The sequence below is a fragment of the Bartonella gliris genome, from assembly GCF_045277155.1.
GTDB classification, from domain to species: domain Bacteria; phylum Pseudomonadota; class Alphaproteobacteria; order Rhizobiales; family Rhizobiaceae; genus Bartonella; species Bartonella gliris.
Window position 1 is genome coordinate 1,029,778 of the sequence record NZ_CP123962.1, and the last position, 18,846, is coordinate 1,048,623.

Consider the following 18,846-nt stretch of genomic DNA (forward strand, 5'->3'; position numbering starts at 1 on the left):
ATCTCTCCTATAGACTACATGAAACACAGCCATCCACTTCTGTTCCACTCAACGCTACTTGCCGCAACCGTACATAATAAATACTCTTTATACCCTTTTTCCAAGCATAAATTTGCGCGCGGTTAATATCACGCGTGGTGGCAGTATCAGGAAAAAATAACGTTAATGAAAGACCTTGATCAACATGCTGTGTGGCAGCAGCATAGGTATCAATAATTTTTTCAGGACCAATCTCATAAGCATCCTGATAGAAATTCAAATTCGTATTATCCATGTAAGGAGCGGGATAATAAACGCGTCCAATTTTTCCTTCTTTGCGAATCTCAATCTTTGAAGCAATCGGATGTATAGAAGATGTCGCATGATTAATATAGGAAATAGATCCAGTGGGTGGTACAGCTTGAAGATTGCGATTATAAAGCCCATACTCAATAACTAATTTCTTGAGTTCTTGCCAATCCTTTTGGTCCGGTATAACGATATTATTACGTGCAAAAATTTCTTGTACAAGTGAAAATTGTGGTTTCCATTCCTTCTCAATATATTTAGCAAAAAAACGACCATCTGCGTAAGCTGATTTTTCAAATCCTGCAAATACTTCTTGACGTTCACGTGCAATCAAATTGGAAGCACGTATTGCGTGATACGCCACAGTATAAAAATAGATATTGGTGAAATCAATCGCTTCTGGGGATCCATAATAGATCTGTTCACGCGCTAAAAAACCATGCAAATTCATTTGTCCCAAACCAATCGCATGACTTTCGGCATTGCCTTTTGCAATGGAAGGCACGCAAGCAATATTGCTCATATCGGAAACAGCAGTAAGAGCACGAACAGCAGTTTCTACCGTCCGCCCGAAATCATCACTTTCCATTGCTTTTGCAATATTCATTGAACCAAGATTACACGATATATCACTGCCGACAGTGCGATATGTTAAATCTGTTTCCAGTTCACTCGCTTCACTCACTTGCAAAATTTCTGAACATAAATTGCTCATGCTTATACGACCGGCTATCGGATTGGCTCGGTTAGCAGTATCCTCAAACAAAATATACGGATAACCTGATTCAAATTGGATTTCCGCTAATGTTTGGAAAAAGACACGTGCACTTATTTTCTTTTTACGAATCTTTGCGTTATCAACAAAAGATCGATAATGCTCCGTTAAAGAAATATCGCTAAAAGGTTTTCCTGTTACGTGCTCGATATCATAAGGTGAAAATAGGTACATATCTTCATTATTACGTGCAAGCTCAAAAGTAATATCAGGAATAATCACACCAAGCGAAAGAGTTTTGATTCTGACCTTCTCATCAGCATTCTCGCGCTTTGTATCCAAAAACTTCATAATATCTAAATGATGCGCATGCAAATAAACAGCACCAGCACCCTGCCGCGCCCCAAGTTGATTAGCATAAGAAAAAGAATCTTCTAAGAGTTTCATCACAGGTAAGACACCTGAAGACTGGTTTTCTATTTTCTTGATCGGCGCCCCTGCTTCCCGCAAATTTGTCAAACAAAGCGCTACACCTCCACCGCGTTTTGAAAGTTGTAAAGCTGAATTGATCGAACGACCTATCGATTCCATATTATCTTCAACACGCAACAAAAAGCACGATACTAATTCGCCGCGTTGCTTTTTCCCCGCATTCAAAAACGTCGGCGTTGCAGGTTGAAAACGTCCGGTAATAATTTCATCTACGAAACTCTCAGCAAGAGCCTTATTTCCTTGTGCTAAATATAAAGACACAACGCAAATACGATCCTCATAACGCTCAAGATAGCGCTTCCCATCAAAAGTCTTCAGTGTATAGCTGGTATAATACTTAAATGCGCCCAAAAAAGTAGGAAAGCGAAACTTAAATGCGTAAGCGCGCTTAAAAAGCCTTTTGATAAAAGAAAAATCATAAAGCTCAAACAAAGCCTTTTCATAATAACCTTCCTCTATCAAGTAATCTATTTTTTCTTTAAGATTATGAAAAAAAACCGTATTTTGATTAACATGCTGGAGAAAATACTGCCGTGCAGCAAGCCGATCCATATCAAATTGGATATGACCATTTTCATCATAAAGATTAAGCATTGCATTCAACGCATGATAATCCGTAATCTGATCCGATTTCTGCGATTGTTCTATACCAACTGTTTCCAAAATCTTTCCAATCCCTTCTTTACAAAAACAACGTCTTCATCAGTTCCGCGCAACTCAAAGCGATAAAGACAAGGCACAAGACACTTCTCAGCAATAATCTTACTCGCTAAATTATAATAGCGACCAAAATTACGATTCCCACCACCAATGACACCGCGAATTAATTGGCGGTTTTCACTTTCATTGAGAAAATGAATAACTGCTTTCGGCACAGCCATTCTTCCTTCACCATCTGCATACGTAGGAACGACCAATACATAAGGCTCATCAACTAACACAGACGGCTTTCTTTTATCAATTTTGAAGAGCCTTTGACCAAGCTGAGAAACAAAATATTCAGTATTACCCGTTGCACTCGAATAATAAACAATAAGTCCCATTAAACACAAAGACCACTAATCATATCTGGTCTAAAACCAGACCAATGATTTTCACCACAAACGACTACAGGAACCTGACGATACCCCAAGGATTGAACAAAACTGTATGCTTGTTCATCACAGGAAATATCAATGACACGATAATTAATGCCTTTAGCATCAAAGGCGCGGCGTGTAGCGTCACATTGGACGCAAGATGGCTTGCTATAAATAGTAACCGGCATTTTCTTCAACTTTCATAATTCCAAAAAAATCAACCCTATCAAGAGTCAATTCTAACAAGTTTATAGATACTCAAGAATAACAAAAAAACAGCAACCGCACACGCAAGCACGTGTAGCTATACTCTCGTTCAAATATACATAGCTTTCTGAACGCAACAGAAATCCTCATCAAATAATTTTAAAATTATAACGAGAATAAATGATTATCCCACAACCTAAATTGTAAAGTCGCCTAGTTATAAAACAATCTTCTGCTTGCACTATAATTCCCTCCTACGGCATAAAAAACTAACGACCCCTAAAACGCCTCCAGCAGCCGCTCCTCAACACCCTAAGTTTACTCTTTTATGACAAAAATCAACTCACAAAAATGAAAGGAAATTCCCCCTAAAGAGACTTCAGCAGAGATGCTGCTCTCCTCTTGGTCAATAAACCTTTTGCTATCACATTATGGAAATAACTTAGATACCAAACGAAACACACTATACCCTCACTTGTGCTTATTCAGAATCACCAATCATTTTGATACTATATATAGTATACACACACTCTCTTTCGTCAAGGAGAATTCAAACATTATTTTGAATTTTCCACGATCTTCCCACCAAAATACTCAACTCCCAAAACGTATGTAATAATATAACGTTTTATTGACAAATGTAATTATATAACATAACTATCTTAAGCAAAATAATAAATATGGTAATATGATTATGGGACTGCATTTCGATCGTGCAACATTAGGCTACGTGAACAGGATAGCAATAAATAGCTTTTCAGCAAAACTGAAGGCAGGCTCTTTAGTTGCAATAATAGGTGACAACGGTTCTGGAAAATCCACACTGCTTAAAGCCATTGCTGGCTTGATTAAACCTATTAGTGGTAAAATTACAAAATCAAAGAAAAATCGTATTGCTTATCTTCCTCAGCAATGCGACATTGACCGAACATTTCCTATTGATGTAAAAACACTCATAAAAATGGGACTGTGGTCTTTCTGTGGAATGTGGAAAAATCAGCGCCCTTATCAATACAAAATCCAAAACGCACTTGAAATGGTTGGGCTCACGGCGCTTGCCACCCAATCACTTGAAACACTATCAGGTGGTCAATTACAGCGCGCTCTTTTTGCACGTATTATTGTACAAGATGCCGATATTATCTTGCTCGATGAACCTTTCAATGGTGTGGATCGTCATACCCAAAAGGACCTTCTTGCGTTAATCACTCATTGGCAACAGCAAGGGCGAACAATTCTTACAGCACTCCATGACCCCCTTATTGTGCAAGAACATTTTCCTCAAATGATTCAAATTAATCAACAAAATGCCTTTTATGGAAAAACAATACAATTTTTCAACGACAGTGCTCATCATGTTATACCATCTCTCACATCCAACTCTTTTTATATCAACCCGCTAAAACAATGTCTTTCCATTAATGATTCTAACCATATTGGATTATAATACGTGTACGCATTTTTTCTTGCACCCTTCGTTGATTTCTATTTTATGCAAAATGCTCTTATTGGCTCGATTCTCTTGTCTATCAGTGCCTGTCCTATTGGCGTATTTCTAACGCTGCGTGGAATGAGTCTAACAGGAGATGCTATATCCCACGCTATTCTTCCTGGTGTTGCAGCTGCTTTTCTCCTTTGTGGCTTTTCCCTTATATCTATGACACTTGGTGGAATCTTAGCTGGTATCATTGTTGCGGTAGCAACTGCCTTGATTTCACGGAATAGCTTCCAGAAAGAAGACGCATCAATGACCGTCTTTTATCTTATTGCGCTAGCAGCAGGCGTCATTCTTGTTTCACTGAAAAAATCAACGATTGATCTTCTTCATCTTTTATTTGGCTCAGTGCTTGCACTTGATACACAAGCTCTCTGGTTAATTACCACTATAATGCTGATCACAGTATGCAGTTTATGCATTTTCTGGCGTGCTCTTGTGGTAGAAAGCGTTGACCCCCTCTTTTTTAAATCACTCTCTCCCTTGAGTAAATATGTTCATATCTTATTGCTTATCCTTGTAGTGTTGAATCTGGTTGGTGGTTTCCAATCACTAGGAACATTGCTTTCTGTTGGCATTATGATGATTCCAGCTATTACAGCCCGTTTTTGGCTTTCGCGTCTTGTCCCTATTTGCATCCTCTCTATCTTTTTGGGAATCATTTCTAGCATATGTGGCTTATTGCTTTCTTTTCACCTGTCACTTCCCTCCGGACCCGCTATCATTATTGCCGCAGGATTTATTTATCTTCTTTCCTGCCTTATCAGTCCACGCGGTTTTATTGTAACGTGGTTTCCCTACCTTTTTTATAGTTCTTCTCTTACCTTAAGGAAATAATATGCCTAAATTTGTTCAACAATTTATTGTGTTTGGGGCTCTCTTGTTACTTGCACTTTCCCCATTTTCTGCTTCTGCGCACAATAAGATCAGGGTTGTTGCGAGCTTTTCTATTCTTGCAGATTTAATAAAAAACGTAGGAGATGATCATATTTCTATAACTACTTTTGTCGGTCCCAATGCAAACACCCACACCTATGAACCTACTCCCCACGATGCCAAAGCTCTTAAAGAAGCTCATATTGTTTTCATCAACGGACTTCATTTAGAAGGTTTTATCGATCGACTCATTACAGCAAGTCGCACAAAGGCACTTGTTGTCGAAGCTAGTGCCAACATCCCCCCCCTCAACATTACAAATCAAGAACATGGTGTGGAACCACATCACCACCACAGCAGTGTTGATCCACATGCTTGGCAAACTATCCCGAATGTCGAAATTTATGTCAAAAATATTGCTACTGCTTTTTGTAAAATCGACCAACAATCCTGTGCAAGCTACAGACAAAATTCCAACGCTTACATCCAAAAGCTTAAAACAGCACAAGAAACTCTTAAAGCAAAAATTGCCACCATCCCACAAGATAAGCGTATTATTATCACATCTCATGATGCCTTTGGCTATTTTGCCCAAGAATATGGTTTCACCATACTTGCACCCCAAAGTGCTTCAACAGAAGCTGAAGCTACCGCAGGCGATGTCGCCAAACTTATCAAACAAATCAAAGCTAATAAAGCAGCAGCATTGTTTGTTGAAAATATCTCTAATCCTCGTCTCATAGAACAGATTTCAAGGGAAACAGGTTTAAAAATTGCTGGAAAACTGTATTCCGATGCATTGTCAGACGAAAATGGCCCCGCTGCAACTTATCTTGATATGATGGAACATAATGTTAACACTATCACCAATGCAATAAGGAAAAATTAAGACACATCACAATAAATTGGAATGCAAGCAAATTTCCCTTGATTCTACCGCTTAAAAATTACAAGATAGATAACATAAAAGCTAAATGTTACCTCCCTGAGAACAGTAAATCCAAATATTGTACTGTCTCAATCGTATAGCATTTACTGTGTGTATGCTTAAGCTTTCCTTCTACTCCCATCTTAACAACCACTTCCGTTATTTTGTCTGCTGTTTATGCAGCCATATTAACACACAATAACTATCACAAAGGAAAAACTGACAAGTTTAAACAAATTCGTTTGACCTTTTAGTGGTTCCTGTTTAAATGAACCAATATATTTATTTCTGGAATAAAATCGTCACGGGATGTTCATGTGTAATACTATAAATCTAGGGGAAATCTGTATTCCATCGCTTCGGAAAGGGTGAGCCATGAGTCGTTTTTATCTTTCTATAGCAGCATTTATCGTTGCTACTAGCGTGATAACAGTGAGTTTTGCGCAAACAAAAATCAGCTTTTGGCATTCTATGAGCGGCGAGTTAGGAAAACAAACTGAAAGTCTCATTAACGACTTTAATGCTAGCCAATCTAATTACAAAGTTGTTCCTTCATTTCGTGGTGAATATGAAGAAGGTATGGTTTCACTTATTTCGGCATTTCGTGGAAAACAACAACCGGTTCTTGCTCAAATCTATGAAGTTGGCACTGGAACTATGATGGCTGCAAAAGGTGTAGTTTATCCCATTTATCAGCTTATGACTGACACAAAACAAGAATTTGATTCTGCAGATTATTTGCCTGCTATAAGTGGTTATTACTCGGATGTTCAGGGACGAATGTTGTCTATGCCATTCAACGCTTCAACGCCAATCCTTTATTACAATAAAGATATCTTTAAAAAAGCAGGACTGGATCCAGAACAGCCACCAAAAACATGGCAAGATGTCGAAAACTTCTCTAAAAAGATTCTTGAAACTAAAGCGGCAAGCTGCGGCTTTACAATGGCTTATGCATCTCAATGGATTGGCCTAGAAAATTTTTCAGCTTTGCACAATATTCCTTTTGGAACGAAAGAAAATGGATTCAGCGGACTTGATTCAGAGCTTACCTTTAATGGTCCTTTACAAGTGCGTATGTGGACTGACCTTAAAAAATGGTCTGATCAAGGTATTTTCCGTTATGGTGGCCCTGCCGGTGCATTAGATGCAACACCAATGTTTATGACACAAAATTGTGCAATCTTTATACAATCTTCAGGATCACGTGTTGGTATCGTTTCCGAAGCGCAATTTAATGTGGGATTTGGTATGCTGCCCTACTATGGCGACGTAGAAGGTGCACCACAAAATTCAATTATTGGTGGCGCCTCTATTTGGGCTTTAAAAGGTCATACTCCTGAAGAATACGCAGGTGCAGCCGCTTTCCTTAAGTTTCTCTCGCAAGCGAATAATCAAGCTAAGTGGCATCAGACAACAGGTTACCTTCCAACGACAAACGCTGCTTACGAACTGAGCAAAGAACAGCATTATTACGATAAAAATGTCGGTGCAGATATCGCTATTAAACAGATCACTCTCAATCCACCGACTGTTAACTCAAAGGGTATAAGATTTGGTAACATGCCGCAAATTCGTTCCATTCTTGATCAAGAACTAGAAGCTGTTCTTAGTGGATCAAAAACACCTAAAGATGGATTAGATGAAACCATTAAACGTGGTAATAAACTTTTACGTGAATTTGAGAAGGCTAATCATTAAGATTTCATTATTGTTATTAAAGATTAAAAACTCAACCAAGCAGTTGAGTTTTTTTCAATTTTTTTGTTCATATTTCTAAAGACTCTATATTTAAGAAGCCTCTACGAATGCAAGAAAAACATGCATATTTTAAAAACAGTCTACTTTCTTACTGGCTGCTTTTTCCTCAGCTCATCGTGACTTTTTTGTTTTTCTTTTGGCCTGCTGCCCAAGCAATAAAATCATCTTTCGAACGTGAGGATCCTTTTGGCTTTAAGACAACCTTTATCGGTTTTGAAAATTATGTGACAATTCTCTCTGACCCTACTTATATACAATCCCTACTCACAACCGCAATATTTTCCATTTCTGTCACTGTCGTTGCTATGGCGATATCACTTCTTTTGGCTGTCTGTGTTGATCGTGTTATCCGCGCAAAAAAAGTCTACACAACGCTCTTACTCTGGCCTTATGCCGTTGCTCCTGTATTAGCAGGTATATTATGGTTGTTTATCTTTCATCCAACCATCGGGATTGTCCCTTTTCTTCTTGGAGAAATAGGTATTATATGGAATTATCGTATTAATGGTACTCAAGCAATGATCCTTATTGTCATTGCAGCCAGCTGGAAACAAATCTCCTACAATTTTCTCTTTTTTCTTGCAGGTCTTCAATCCGTTCCACGTTCCCAAATAGAGGCAGCAGCAATTGATGGTGCTAGCCCTTTTAAACGATTTTGGACTGTGGTTTTTCCGCAAATTTCACCAACTACCTTTTTCCTTCTTATCGTTAATATCCAATATGTTATGTTTGATACATTTGGTATTATTGACAACATAACCTCTGGAGGCCCTGCACGTGCAACAAGCACTCTCGTCTACAAAGTATATGATGATGGTTTCAAAAACCAAATAATTGGTGCATCATCAGCACAATCAACGATATTAATGTTGATGGTTATTGTCTTAACGTTTATCCAGTTCCGCTGGATTGAACGTCGTGTACAATATTAGGAAGCCAACTATGGTTGAAAATCGTCCTATTTTGAAATTTCTAACCCATCTCACTCTCATTGTTGGCATTATCATTATTTGCTTTCCGGTTTACGTTGCTATTATTGCATCAACGCATAGTTCAGCAGCATTTAACTCAGGCACACTTCCTCTTTTACCGGGGAAATATGCTCTGGAAAACTATAAAACAATCTTTGGCGATGGTCTTGTGCAGCTTGGTCTTCCTAATCTCTGGCCGCTTTTAATAAATTCGCTCATTATGGCACTTGGTATTAGTATTGGAAAAATCATTATTTCACTTTTTTCCGCTTATGCAATTGTCTACATGCGCTTCCCCTTCCGCAAAACTGCTTTTGCCCTCATCTTTGTCACTCTGATGCTACCTGTCGAAGTTCGGATTATCCCAACATATGCAGTGGTCGCACAGTTAGGGATGATAAACACCTACAGCGGAATGATTATTCCACTTATTGCATCCGCAACTGCTACATTTTTATTTCGCCAGTTTTTTTTGACTGTTCCTGATGAACTTTTAGAAGCTGCTCGTGTTGATGGTGCAGGACCATTTAAATTTTTTAAAGATATTCTTCTTCCTCTTAGCAAAAGCAATATTGCCGCTTTATTTATCATTATGTTTATTTATGGGTGGATACAATATCTCTGGCCTCTTATAGTTACGACTGATCAAAATCATCAAACTATTCTTATTATTCTAAAACAGCTTGTTGTAGAATCACTTCAACATGACCCTCAATGGAATATACTCATGGCAGTATCGGTCGTTGCCATGGTACCACCTGTTCTTGTCGTTATTTGCATGCAACGGCTTTTTATCAAAGGCCTTATTGAAACGGAGAAATAACTGTGGCCATAATCCAGTTATCAAATATAAAAAAACAATATGACAACGGTATTTTGGTCATTGATGATTTAAACTTAACTGTTGCCGATAGTGAACTTCTTGTCCTTGTTGGCCCTTCAGGATGTGGCAAATCAACTTTATTACGCATTATTGCAGGACTTGAACAAGTCACCTCGGGTGAGCTCTATATTGATAACGAGCGTATTAATGAGCGTGAACCAGCTGACCGCGACATTGCTATGGTTTTTCAAAATTACGCACTTTATCCCCACATGACGGTTCGTGGAAACTTAGAATATGGTCTTAAAAATCGTAAAACACCGAAAGATGAAATAAATAACCGTATCGCACATGCTGCAAAACTTTTGCAGATAGAGCCATTTCTTGATCGTAAACCACGACAATTATCAGGGGGACAACGACAGCGTGTTGCAATGGGGCGTGTGATTGTGCGTCAACCGCGTGTCTTTCTCTTTGATGAACCGCTTTCAAATCTTGATGCAAAATTGCGTGCGCAAATGTGTATTGAGATTAAAACACTCCAGCGTTCATTGGGGACAACTAGCCTCTATGTTACCCATGATCAACTAGAAGCGATGACATTGGCCGATAGAATAGTCGTTATGAATAAAGGAGCTATCGAGCAAATTGGAACGCCAATGGAAATTTACGACTTCCCAGCAACAACATTTGTTGCTGATTTTATCGGTTCTCCTCCTATGAATTTTCTTGATCGCAAAACCCTAGAACAACACTTAGGTCACTTATTATCTTGTAGTGGAGAAACTGATCTTTTAGCATTCAGACCAGAAGTAATCTTGTTGGGCGAATATCCAGATCAAGGACCTGTCTTTCACACACAAATTGAGCTTATCAAGCCTATCGGGACAGGATGCCATGTTTTAACGCGTTGGAATAACAATATTTTTACCATTGAAACCAAAGAACGTCTTACAAGCGACTATGGCGAAAAACTAAGCTTCACTGTTGCTTATCAAAACTTTCATACTTTTAACAAAAATACTGGAAAACGCACAAGTAATCAGTCAATAAAGTAAAAATCTTGAACTTATAAGCAACCTCAGTAAATACCTCTCGTATTCTCCTTAGCTTCATTTCGTTAGGAAAGATGGCATCTTTTGTATTATAGATGCATGGTTTTTATCTTTGTGCACGCAATTGTAAAGCAAGGTCAGGTTGATCTGTTGTGATATAATGTACAGGCATATCAAGCCAATGCGATAACCGGGCTCTCCCGTTGATTGTCCACACTCCCACAGTAAAGCCAGCTTCAAGCGCAGATTCAATAAAGTCTTGTGAAACAATGGAGCCATATAAACTCAGATCAGAATATCCCAATTGTTTCCATTCAGAAAAACGACGATGCATATCACTTTCAAAGCTATCAATACATGGACCAGATATTATTCCTGCTTCAATAAAGGGACGAAGACTCGTAGGATCAAAACTGATGGCAGAAACCCGTTTTTCTAAATTTCGACTTTTTATCAACGCAAGCGCTTTTTGAGATAGAATCGTTTCGCGCTCAACTTCACCACATGTTTTTATTTCAAGATGCAGCGCAACATTGGTTGGTTTCAAAAGATCAAGCACCTCTTCTAACAAAGGAGGAGCTTCGCTACTTCCTTTCACGCAGAGTTGTTTGCGTGTTTCATTATCAATATCATGAATATATCCTGTTTTCCCAACCAATTGTTCTAAACGAAAATCATGAAATACAACCACTTCACCACTTTTAAGCAGATGAACGTCACATTCAATTTCATCGACTCCCAACGCAATTGCATGGCGAAATGCCGAAAGTGTATTTTCAGGAAAAAGATGAGCTCCACCACGATGTGCAACAATTTTTTTTTCAGACATGCAAAATTCCACACTTCTCAATTTTAAACGATATTGGTTGATATAGATCAGATAATGAGTTTTTAAAAATTATACTAGATAGATAACTCTTTTTTAAATTGTTCCTTTCTGTCCACTCTCTCGAATATCAAATTCTAAACAGCACTCTTTTCTTAAAATATTCGCACTTAAATTCCAATCATTCCCACTCAATGGTACCAGGAGGTTTTGAAGTTACATCATAAACAACACGATTAATACCCCTTACTTCGTTAATAATACGCGCAGCTGCTTTACTTAAAAAATCCATACTATACGGATAGAAATCAGCGGTCATTCCGTCTACAGATGTCACTGCACGAAGAGCACAAACAAATTCATAAGTGCGTCCATCTCCCATAACACCAACAGTCTGAACAGGAAGAAGAACAGCAAACGCCTGCCAAATTTCATCATAAAGACCAGCTTTACGGATTTCATCAAGATAAATAGCATCCGCTTCACGTAAAATTTCTAATTTCTCACGTGTAACTGCACCGGGACACCGAATTGCAAGACCGGGACCTGGAAAAGGATGACGGCCAATAAATTGTTCCGGCAATCCTAACTCTCGCCCTAGCGAGCGAACCTCATCCTTAAAGAGCTCACGCAACGGCTCGACAAGTTTCATGTTCATTCGTTCCGGCAGCCCCCCTACATTATGGTGGCTTTTAATTGTTACTGACTCACCAATAGCTGATACACTCTCAATAACATCTGGATAAAGCGTGCCCTGTGCTAAAAATTCTGCACCTCCTATTTTTTGGGTTTCTTCTTCAAAAACTTCAATAAAAAGGCGGCCAATCGTTTTGCGTTTTTTTTCTGGATCTGTCTCACCTTCTAAAGCATTGAGAAACATATTGGCAGCATTAACGTGAATAAGCTCTATATTATAATGATCTCGGAATAATGTAAGAACTTCCTCAGCCTCATTCTTACGCATTAATCCATGGTCTACCAAAATACATGTCAGTTGATCTCCTATTGCTTCATGGAGAAGCACAGCCACAACTGATGAATCCACACCACCTGAAAGACCACAGATCACACGACTTTTGCCAACTTTTTGCTGTATCTTAGCAATTGCCTGTTTGCGATAAGAAGCCATTGACCAATCGCCTTTAAGTCCAGAAATTTTACGAACAAAATTTTGTAACAGCTTTTCGCCATCCAGTGTATGAACAACTTCAGGATGAAACTGCACTGCATAAAGGCGCCTTTTTTCATCAGCAATGGCAGCATAAGGAGCACCTTTTGAGGTTCCTATTACACGAAAACCTGTTGGCAAAGCTGTTACACAATCACCGTGACTCATCCATACTTGATAACAGCAGCCTTTTTCCCAAACACCATCAAAAAGTGGACTCTTTTCTCGCACTTCCAAAAAAGCCCGCCCAAATTCACGCTCATGTCCAGCTTCAACTTTCCCTCCCAGCTGAACACACATGACTTGTTCACCATAACAAATCCCAAGAACTGGGACACCAATTTCAAAAATTTCTATTGGAGCACGCGGAGATCCATTATCAAGAGTTGAATGGGGGCTGCCTGATAAAATAACAGCTTTAGGTCTTATCCGCTTGATCCACTCTGAAGCTAATTGAAAAGGAACAATTTCACAATAGACACCCATTGCTCGCACCCGCCGTGCTATAAGTTGTGTAACTTGTGAACCAAAATCAATAATAAGAACAGTGTCTAGATGTGATGTGTTCATAGAAAACCAATCAATAATTGTAAAAGAGAACCAATAAGATTTATTATTCAATCTTCCTCTTTTCACAAGCCTATTTGTTTAAGAAAAAAGTTATTCTCGTAAAATTTAAAATAAAAAATGCGAAAAAATATATATCAATGTTTTTTTTGCAACACAGATAAAAAGAAACCATCTGTTTTTGTTGTTGCTGGCGATAAAGTAAGTCCATAATTTGAAAAGTTCGGTTGGACAGGCGAAAAACTAAAATGTTGCTGCCAAAGTGCACGCATGTTTATTGGATAAAAATTGGAATGCTGCTGAAGAAAACGAGAAATTTGTTCCTCATTTTCATCTACAAAAAGAGAGCACGTAATATAAACTAAGCGCCCGTTTGGTTTAAGATAGTCTATAGCCTCATTCAAAATAGCCCTCTGTTCCACTTGGCGCTGTCTTACCTGTTCTAACGTCAAACGCCATTTCGTATCTGGATGCCGTCGCCATATTCCTGTACCACTACATGGTGCATCTAGCAAAACGATATCCATCTGACCTATTAATAGTTTCAATTCTTCTATATGGGCCCGTGGCTGTACATTACGAACACCAGCACGTCGAAGACGATCAAAAATAGGAGCTAAACGAAATTTGTTTGAATCATAAGCATAAATTTGCCCTTGATTTTTCATACTAGCAGCTAAGGCTAATGTTTTTCCACCAGCCCCAGCACAATAATCCAACACCTGCATACCTGCTTTTGCTTCTACAAGGTGAGCAACAATCTGAGACCCTAAATCCTGTATTTCAAAGTATCCCTTTTGAAAAGCAAGTTCCACCTGAATATTAGGATGACGGCCAAAGCCCTTAATCGGTGCAATCCTTAAGGCTTGTGGAAACCATGAAAAAGATTCGACTTTGGTTTTTGCTAATTCTTTAAGTACCTTTTCTGGCGTTGCTCTCAAGCTATTCACACGTAAATCTAAAGAAGGGCGTGTTGCTAATGCAGCAGCTTCAAATACCCAACTATCAGCAAATAAAGGACGCAAATGCGCTTGACACCATTGAGGAATATCAGCACGAATATAGTCTGGCGCATCAACTAATTGCCGTTTTTGCCATGATTGACGCTGCCTAGCCCCTAATAACTGCGGTGCAAAACGATCTCCTTCTAATTCACCATCAATTTGCTCAATCGTCATTTTTCCAGCATCTAATAAGACACCGAAAACGACATCACTCATATCATCACTTTCCATACGCCATTGTAAAGAATAACGCCGTCTTAAGACATCATAAACGATTGTACCAATGGCTGCGCGATCACCTGCTCCAGCAAAACGATGAGAAAGCCCCCAAGATTTTAAAGCTTCACCTGCAGGACGATGCCGAGATTCTATCTCTTTTAGAATATCTATCGCCGCCTGCAAACGCCCACCTAAGCGCATTCATTTCTCCCATTCAATTTCTAAAAATTCTAAATAATTTAAGCAGAAACAAAATTATTTTTTCTACTGCCAGTGACACTTCTTTAAATTTATCCCAAATTTGTATTAGAAATGGAATGGTTATGATTCATGCGTTTTCATAGTATTCAAATTCCTTATTTTATATGCTGCATATTCGCATTTTCTGTTCTTCTAAAAGATATGAAATCTCTTTGACTCTGCAAAATAGGCTGTCATCCATAAAATGCTTCTTCTCGTTATGAATACGCAAAAATCATAAAATCCTCATTATTCAGTAAAATAAGTGTTTAGCAACCTTCTATAAACAGCATTCAGTATCAAATATCTCATATTTTAAAAATGCTATCTTCTTTAAAGTCTAGAAAAATACTCCTGCTAAGACCACGCACATTCATCTTATTGTCAACAAAACGGAAGGCAACTTTTTAGAAAATGCTTGGAACTACTCATTGGCATGACCGTTTTTACTTGACTGGCCCTATGCCAGATAATTTAAAAGGAGAAAATAATGAACACTTACAATAATGAGAAAACAACTTCATCTAAAAGCCGCTACAATACAACACCCTCAAACAATGGAAAGAAATCCGTCCAAAGTGATCCGGCAAACACTCGCCAACGCGCGTCAAAAATGGAACGGAAAACGACAAAGAGCTAATCTTTTCAATTTCATATAACACAAGGAAGGAATTGGAACATTAGCCTCCAATTCTTTTCTTTGCACTTTTGAAATTATTGTAAAAAATCATAAAGAGAAAAAATAGTAATTTCCGGATATTTTCTAAAGAGTTTTTCTATGCTCTTGCGCAATGACTCTAAGCTTTTACATATCAAACAGGACGCCGATAGTTTGGGCTTTCTCTTGTGATAGCAACATCATGTGTATGGCTTTCGTGAAGTCCAGCATTCGTAATACGAACAAACGTTGCTTTTTCGCGAAACTCCGCTAAATCCTTTGCCCCAACATAACCCATCGAAGCACGTAATCCACCAGCCAGCTGGTGCAGAACCGATGCTATAGGCCCCTTATAAGCAACTTGCCCCTCAACTCCTTCAGGAACCAATTTGAGCACATCACGGACTTCATCCTGAAAATAACGATCTGCCGATCCCCTCGCCATAGCGCCAACTGATCCCATACCGCGATAAGCTTTAAAGGATCGCCCTTGATAAAGATAAACTTCGCCCGGGCTTTCTTCCGTACCAGCTAAAAGAGAACCAATCATAGCAGCGCAAGCCCCACCTGCTAAAGCTTTAGCAAAATCACCCGAAGCTTTGATGCCACCATCAGCAATAATGGGAATGCCTACCTTATCAGCAATTTCTGCAGCACTCATAATGGCTGCAAGTTGGGGAACACCAACACCTGCAACAATTCGCGTTGTACAAATAGAACCAGGACCAATACCAACTTTTACAGCATCAGCACCACTATCAATCAACGCCTGCGTTGCTTGCGGAGTCGCTACATTACCAGCAATAATAGCTGGAGAAAACGCCATTTTTTTAATACGCTCAACTGTTTCTAACACACGTTGAGAATGTCCATGAGCGGTATCAATCACCAGCACATCAACGCCTGCATCAATCAATCGTTCAGCCCGCTCAATGCCATCATTCCCTACACTACTTGCAGCTGCAACACGCAAGCGGCCTTGCGAATCTTTGGCAGCATTGGGATTTAATTGTGCTTTCTCAATATCTTTAACTGTTACCAAACCAACACAACGATCTTGTTCATCTACAACCAATAATTTTTCAATACGATGATGATGTAAAAGATACTTTGCTTCATCGAGTTGGACATTTTCACGCACTGTGATCAAATTTTCATGCGTCATTAATTCATAAATTTTTTGTTGTGGATTTGATGCAAAACGTACATCTCTATTCGTCAAAATACCAACAAGTCGACCAGCAACTCCACCTTTAGCACCATCTTCAACAACCGGAATACCAGAAATACCATGAGAGCGCATTAAAGCTTTCGCCTCTTCAAGTGTTGCATCTGGCCCAATTGTCACCGGATTAACAACCATACCGGATTCAAATTTTTTCACTTGACGGACTTCCTCAGCTTGCTCTGCAGGAGACATATTGCGATGGATAACACCAAGACCACCAGCTTGAGCCATAGCAATTGCCAAACGCGATTCCGTCACGGTATCCATTGCAGCAGAAAGCAATGGCAAATTCAGTTCAATATCAGCTGCGATACGCGTTTTAAGATCTACCTGGCTAGGCATAACAAGAGAATGACCCGGCTGTAAAAGCACATCATCAAAAGTCAGTGCCAATGCACCCGTCCCTGTTTCAACAATCTTTGCCATAGCCAAATTCCTTTAATAAAAAAGCACCGCAAGTGGCTTTAAATACAACTGCGGCTCTCATAAGTTGCGGATTGGCAGCGAATTATGCCATGCTAAAAATAAAATGAAAAGAAAAATAATTTTTTAACGTATAATTTGTTTTGTACGGTCTATAATTGCGATTCAATGGGTAACCAACTCACTACTTTTGCAAACACCCGACGCCAAAAACTGCTTTCTGGTTCATAATCAATACTGTGGTGTCTTTCATTTTCGATAAAATCCCAATAAATACGGTTATTATCACCAAGACGGAGATGATAACTCATTTCACCTGTCGTTTCCTCAGAAAAAAGTAAATCTAGCCTCGCTGCAATCGGTGCACATTCAAAAAGAATGCCCATTTCTGTATTTAGCGCAGCTGACCGAGGATCAAAATTTAAAGATCCAATAAAAGCAGTTTTACGATCAACTAAAAAAGCTTTGGTATGTAAACTTGCCCTACTTGATCTAAACAACCGCAATCCGTGGTTATCTCCATCCGGTTTTAACTCATAGAGTTTAACACCACCTTTCAATAATGCCTTACGATACGACACATAGCCACCGTGCACGAGTGCTACATCAGTGGCTGCTAAAGAATTTGTAAGAATTTTGACATCAACACCTTTTGAAACCAAGTTGCTAAAATTCCGTGTACCTACCTTACCTGGAACAAAGTAAGGTGATGTAATTTGAACCGTTTTTTTGGCATCTCTAATAACTTGGGAAAGTGCCTTCATAAGCCAATTTCCTGCTTTTTTACGCAATGCTTTTTCAGGAGGATCAGAAAGAACAACAACTTTATCTGCTAAAAATAATCGCTTTCCTGTCTCGATAAAACATTTAAAATTAATATGTTCGTTGACATAGTCTAGATAAACTTTTGCAACTTTGGAATCACGAAATTTCTGTAATTTATCCTTCCAATAGCCAAGATCGCTTGCACTTTTAGGAGCAACCAAAGTATGAATCGGTAAAACGACAGCGCTATTCCAAAAGTCATCAAAGATGTTTTCCACCTTTTTAACCGAGGGACCAATTAACATCAGATCTAAATCTCGAAAATACGATTCTTCACCAGCATCAAAATAAGAATCTGCAAGATTGCGTCCTCCTACAAAAGCCACGCGCCCATCCACAATAAAAGCTTTATTATGCATTCTACGTGTTACAGTGATTGCCCGCAATATAATCTCTAAACCACGGCGTAATCCACCTTTACGTGATCGCCCTGGATTAAACATTCTCACCTCAATATGAGGATGTTTATCTAGCGCAATATAAGCTGGATCACGCGCCTGAGCATTAATATCATCCAAAAGAAGGCGTACCCGAACACCACGATCAGCTGCCTCCACTACTTGGCTTAATAACAAACGGCCTGTTAAATCATCATCCCAAATATAATACATCAGATCAAGACTACGCCCCGCTTGTGCTGCTCCTATTGCACGAACACAAAACGCATCCAAATTGCTGATGATGAGTGAAAGGGCATCTTTATCAATCCCTAGTCCATCAGTTTCCTCCGCTAACTGACTTACTATACGGTCAAGCTTGGTTTCATCTTTTTTAACATTAAATGCATAAGAACACTCCCCCTTAGCATTTTTAATAAAACGCCCATATGTATAGATCGCCAACATAGACGCAATAAAAAAAAATATGATAAAACTGATAACAATCTGTAACAGAGTCAAAGAGGATCAACTTTCCATTTTTAAGCCACCGCACCACCATAGACACGAACAACAACACTAAAACTAATGTAATCAATGATTCTATCTTAATCGTACAAC

Annotated in this window: 16 protein-coding genes; 8 read left to right on the forward strand and 8 right to left on the reverse strand. The window is 38.9% G+C overall.

Annotated elements, in window-relative coordinates:
• Nucleotides 1–7 precede the first annotated feature (7 nt).
• From nrdE to nrdH, 3 genes are read right to left on the reverse strand one after another with little or no spacing between them, the layout of a single operon-like run.
• A complete protein-coding gene (nrdE, locus tag QHG54_RS04640; protein ID WP_406603937.1) occupies nt 8–2,158 on the reverse strand; it encodes a class 1b ribonucleoside-diphosphate reductase subunit alpha in 2,151 nt (716 codons plus the stop codon).
• On the reverse strand, nt 2,140–2,538 hold the full coding sequence (gene nrdI, locus QHG54_RS04645; RefSeq protein ID WP_317992755.1) for a class Ib ribonucleoside-diphosphate reductase assembly flavoprotein NrdI: 399 nt from the start codon (nt 2,536–2,538) through the stop codon (nt 2,140–2,142). Before nrdI ends, nrdE begins: the two co-directional genes overlap by 19 nt.
• Nucleotides 2,538–2,762 carry a glutaredoxin-like protein NrdH gene (gene nrdH, locus QHG54_RS04650; protein WP_317994012.1) on the reverse strand — a complete coding sequence of 75 codons (225 nt, stop codon included), beginning with the start codon at nt 2,760–2,762 and terminating at the stop codon, nt 2,538–2,540. The genes nrdI and nrdH overlap by 1 nt, the downstream gene beginning before the upstream one ends.
• A gap of 713 nt (nt 2,763–3,475) precedes the next feature.
• On the opposite strand from nrdH, the gene QHG54_RS04655 reads away from it, so the two are divergent.
• From QHG54_RS04655 to QHG54_RS04685, 7 genes are all read left to right on the forward strand, one after another.
• Nucleotides 3,476–4,228 (forward strand): ABC transporter ATP-binding protein, encoded by a 753-nt coding sequence (locus tag QHG54_RS04655; RefSeq protein ID WP_317992754.1) that lies wholly within the window; start codon nt 3,476–3,478, stop codon nt 4,226–4,228.
• Nucleotides 4,229–4,231: 3 nt separating this feature from the next.
• Nucleotides 4,232–5,113 carry a metal ABC transporter permease gene (locus QHG54_RS04660; protein WP_317992753.1) on the forward strand — a complete coding sequence of 294 codons (882 nt, stop codon included), beginning with the start codon at nt 4,232–4,234 and terminating at the stop codon, nt 5,111–5,113.
• A 1-nt stretch (nt 5,114) separates the two neighbouring features.
• Nucleotides 5,115–6,041, forward strand: a complete 927-nt coding sequence (locus QHG54_RS04665; RefSeq protein WP_317992752.1) for a metal ABC transporter solute-binding protein, Zn/Mn family — start codon at nt 5,115–5,117, stop codon at nt 6,039–6,041.
• A 414-nt stretch (nt 6,042–6,455) separates the two neighbouring features.
• Nucleotides 6,456–7,781 (forward strand): sn-glycerol-3-phosphate ABC transporter substrate-binding protein UgpB, encoded by a 1,326-nt coding sequence (gene ugpB, locus QHG54_RS04670; RefSeq protein WP_317992751.1) that lies wholly within the window; start codon nt 6,456–6,458, stop codon nt 7,779–7,781.
• 107 nt (nt 7,782–7,888) lie between these two features.
• Complete coding sequence (gene ugpA, locus QHG54_RS04675; RefSeq protein ID WP_317992750.1) at nt 7,889–8,773, forward strand: sn-glycerol-3-phosphate ABC transporter permease UgpA; 885 nt, start codon at nt 7,889–7,891, stop codon at nt 8,771–8,773.
• Between the two features lie 10 nt (nt 8,774–8,783).
• A complete protein-coding gene (ugpE, locus tag QHG54_RS04680; RefSeq protein ID WP_317992749.1) occupies nt 8,784–9,635 on the forward strand; it encodes a sn-glycerol-3-phosphate ABC transporter permease UgpE in 852 nt (283 codons plus the stop codon).
• Between the two features lie 2 nt (nt 9,636–9,637).
• A complete protein-coding gene (locus QHG54_RS04685; protein ID WP_406603938.1) occupies nt 9,638–10,693 on the forward strand; it encodes a sn-glycerol-3-phosphate import ATP-binding protein UgpC in 1,056 nt (351 codons plus the stop codon).
• 103 nt (nt 10,694–10,796) lie between these two features.
• Here QHG54_RS04685 and QHG54_RS04690 read toward each other — a convergent pair whose 3' ends face one another.
• From QHG54_RS04690 to QHG54_RS04700, 3 genes are all read right to left on the reverse strand, one after another.
• A complete protein-coding gene (locus QHG54_RS04690) occupies nt 10,797–11,519 on the reverse strand; it encodes a glycerophosphodiester phosphodiesterase family protein (protein ID WP_317992747.1) in 723 nt (240 codons plus the stop codon).
• Between the two features lie 178 nt (nt 11,520–11,697).
• Entirely contained in the window at nt 11,698–13,254 is a 1,557-nt protein-coding gene (gene guaA / locus QHG54_RS04695) for a glutamine-hydrolyzing GMP synthase (protein ID WP_317994011.1), read from the reverse strand.
• Nucleotides 13,255–13,388: 134 nt separating this feature from the next.
• Nucleotides 13,389–14,675, reverse strand: coding sequence for an RsmB/NOP family class I SAM-dependent RNA methyltransferase (locus QHG54_RS04700; protein WP_317992746.1), 1,287 nt, complete (start codon nt 14,673–14,675; stop codon nt 13,389–13,391).
• 529 nt (nt 14,676–15,204) lie between these two features.
• On the opposite strand from QHG54_RS04700, the gene QHG54_RS04705 reads away from it, so the two are divergent.
• Nucleotides 15,205–15,354, forward strand: coding sequence for a hypothetical protein (locus QHG54_RS04705; RefSeq protein ID WP_317992745.1), 150 nt, complete (start codon nt 15,205–15,207; stop codon nt 15,352–15,354).
• 172 nt (nt 15,355–15,526) lie between these two features.
• Here the strand turns inward: QHG54_RS04705 and guaB are convergent, their stop codons facing one another.
• Nucleotides 15,527–17,026 carry an IMP dehydrogenase gene (gene guaB, locus QHG54_RS04710; protein ID WP_317992744.1) on the reverse strand — a complete coding sequence of 500 codons (1,500 nt, stop codon included), beginning with the start codon at nt 17,024–17,026 and terminating at the stop codon, nt 15,527–15,529.
• 149 nt (nt 17,027–17,175) lie between these two features.
• A complete protein-coding gene (locus tag QHG54_RS04715; RefSeq protein ID WP_317992743.1) occupies nt 17,176–18,747 on the reverse strand; it encodes a phospholipase D family protein in 1,572 nt (523 codons plus the stop codon).
• Between the last annotated feature and the right edge of the window lie 99 nt (nt 18,748–18,846).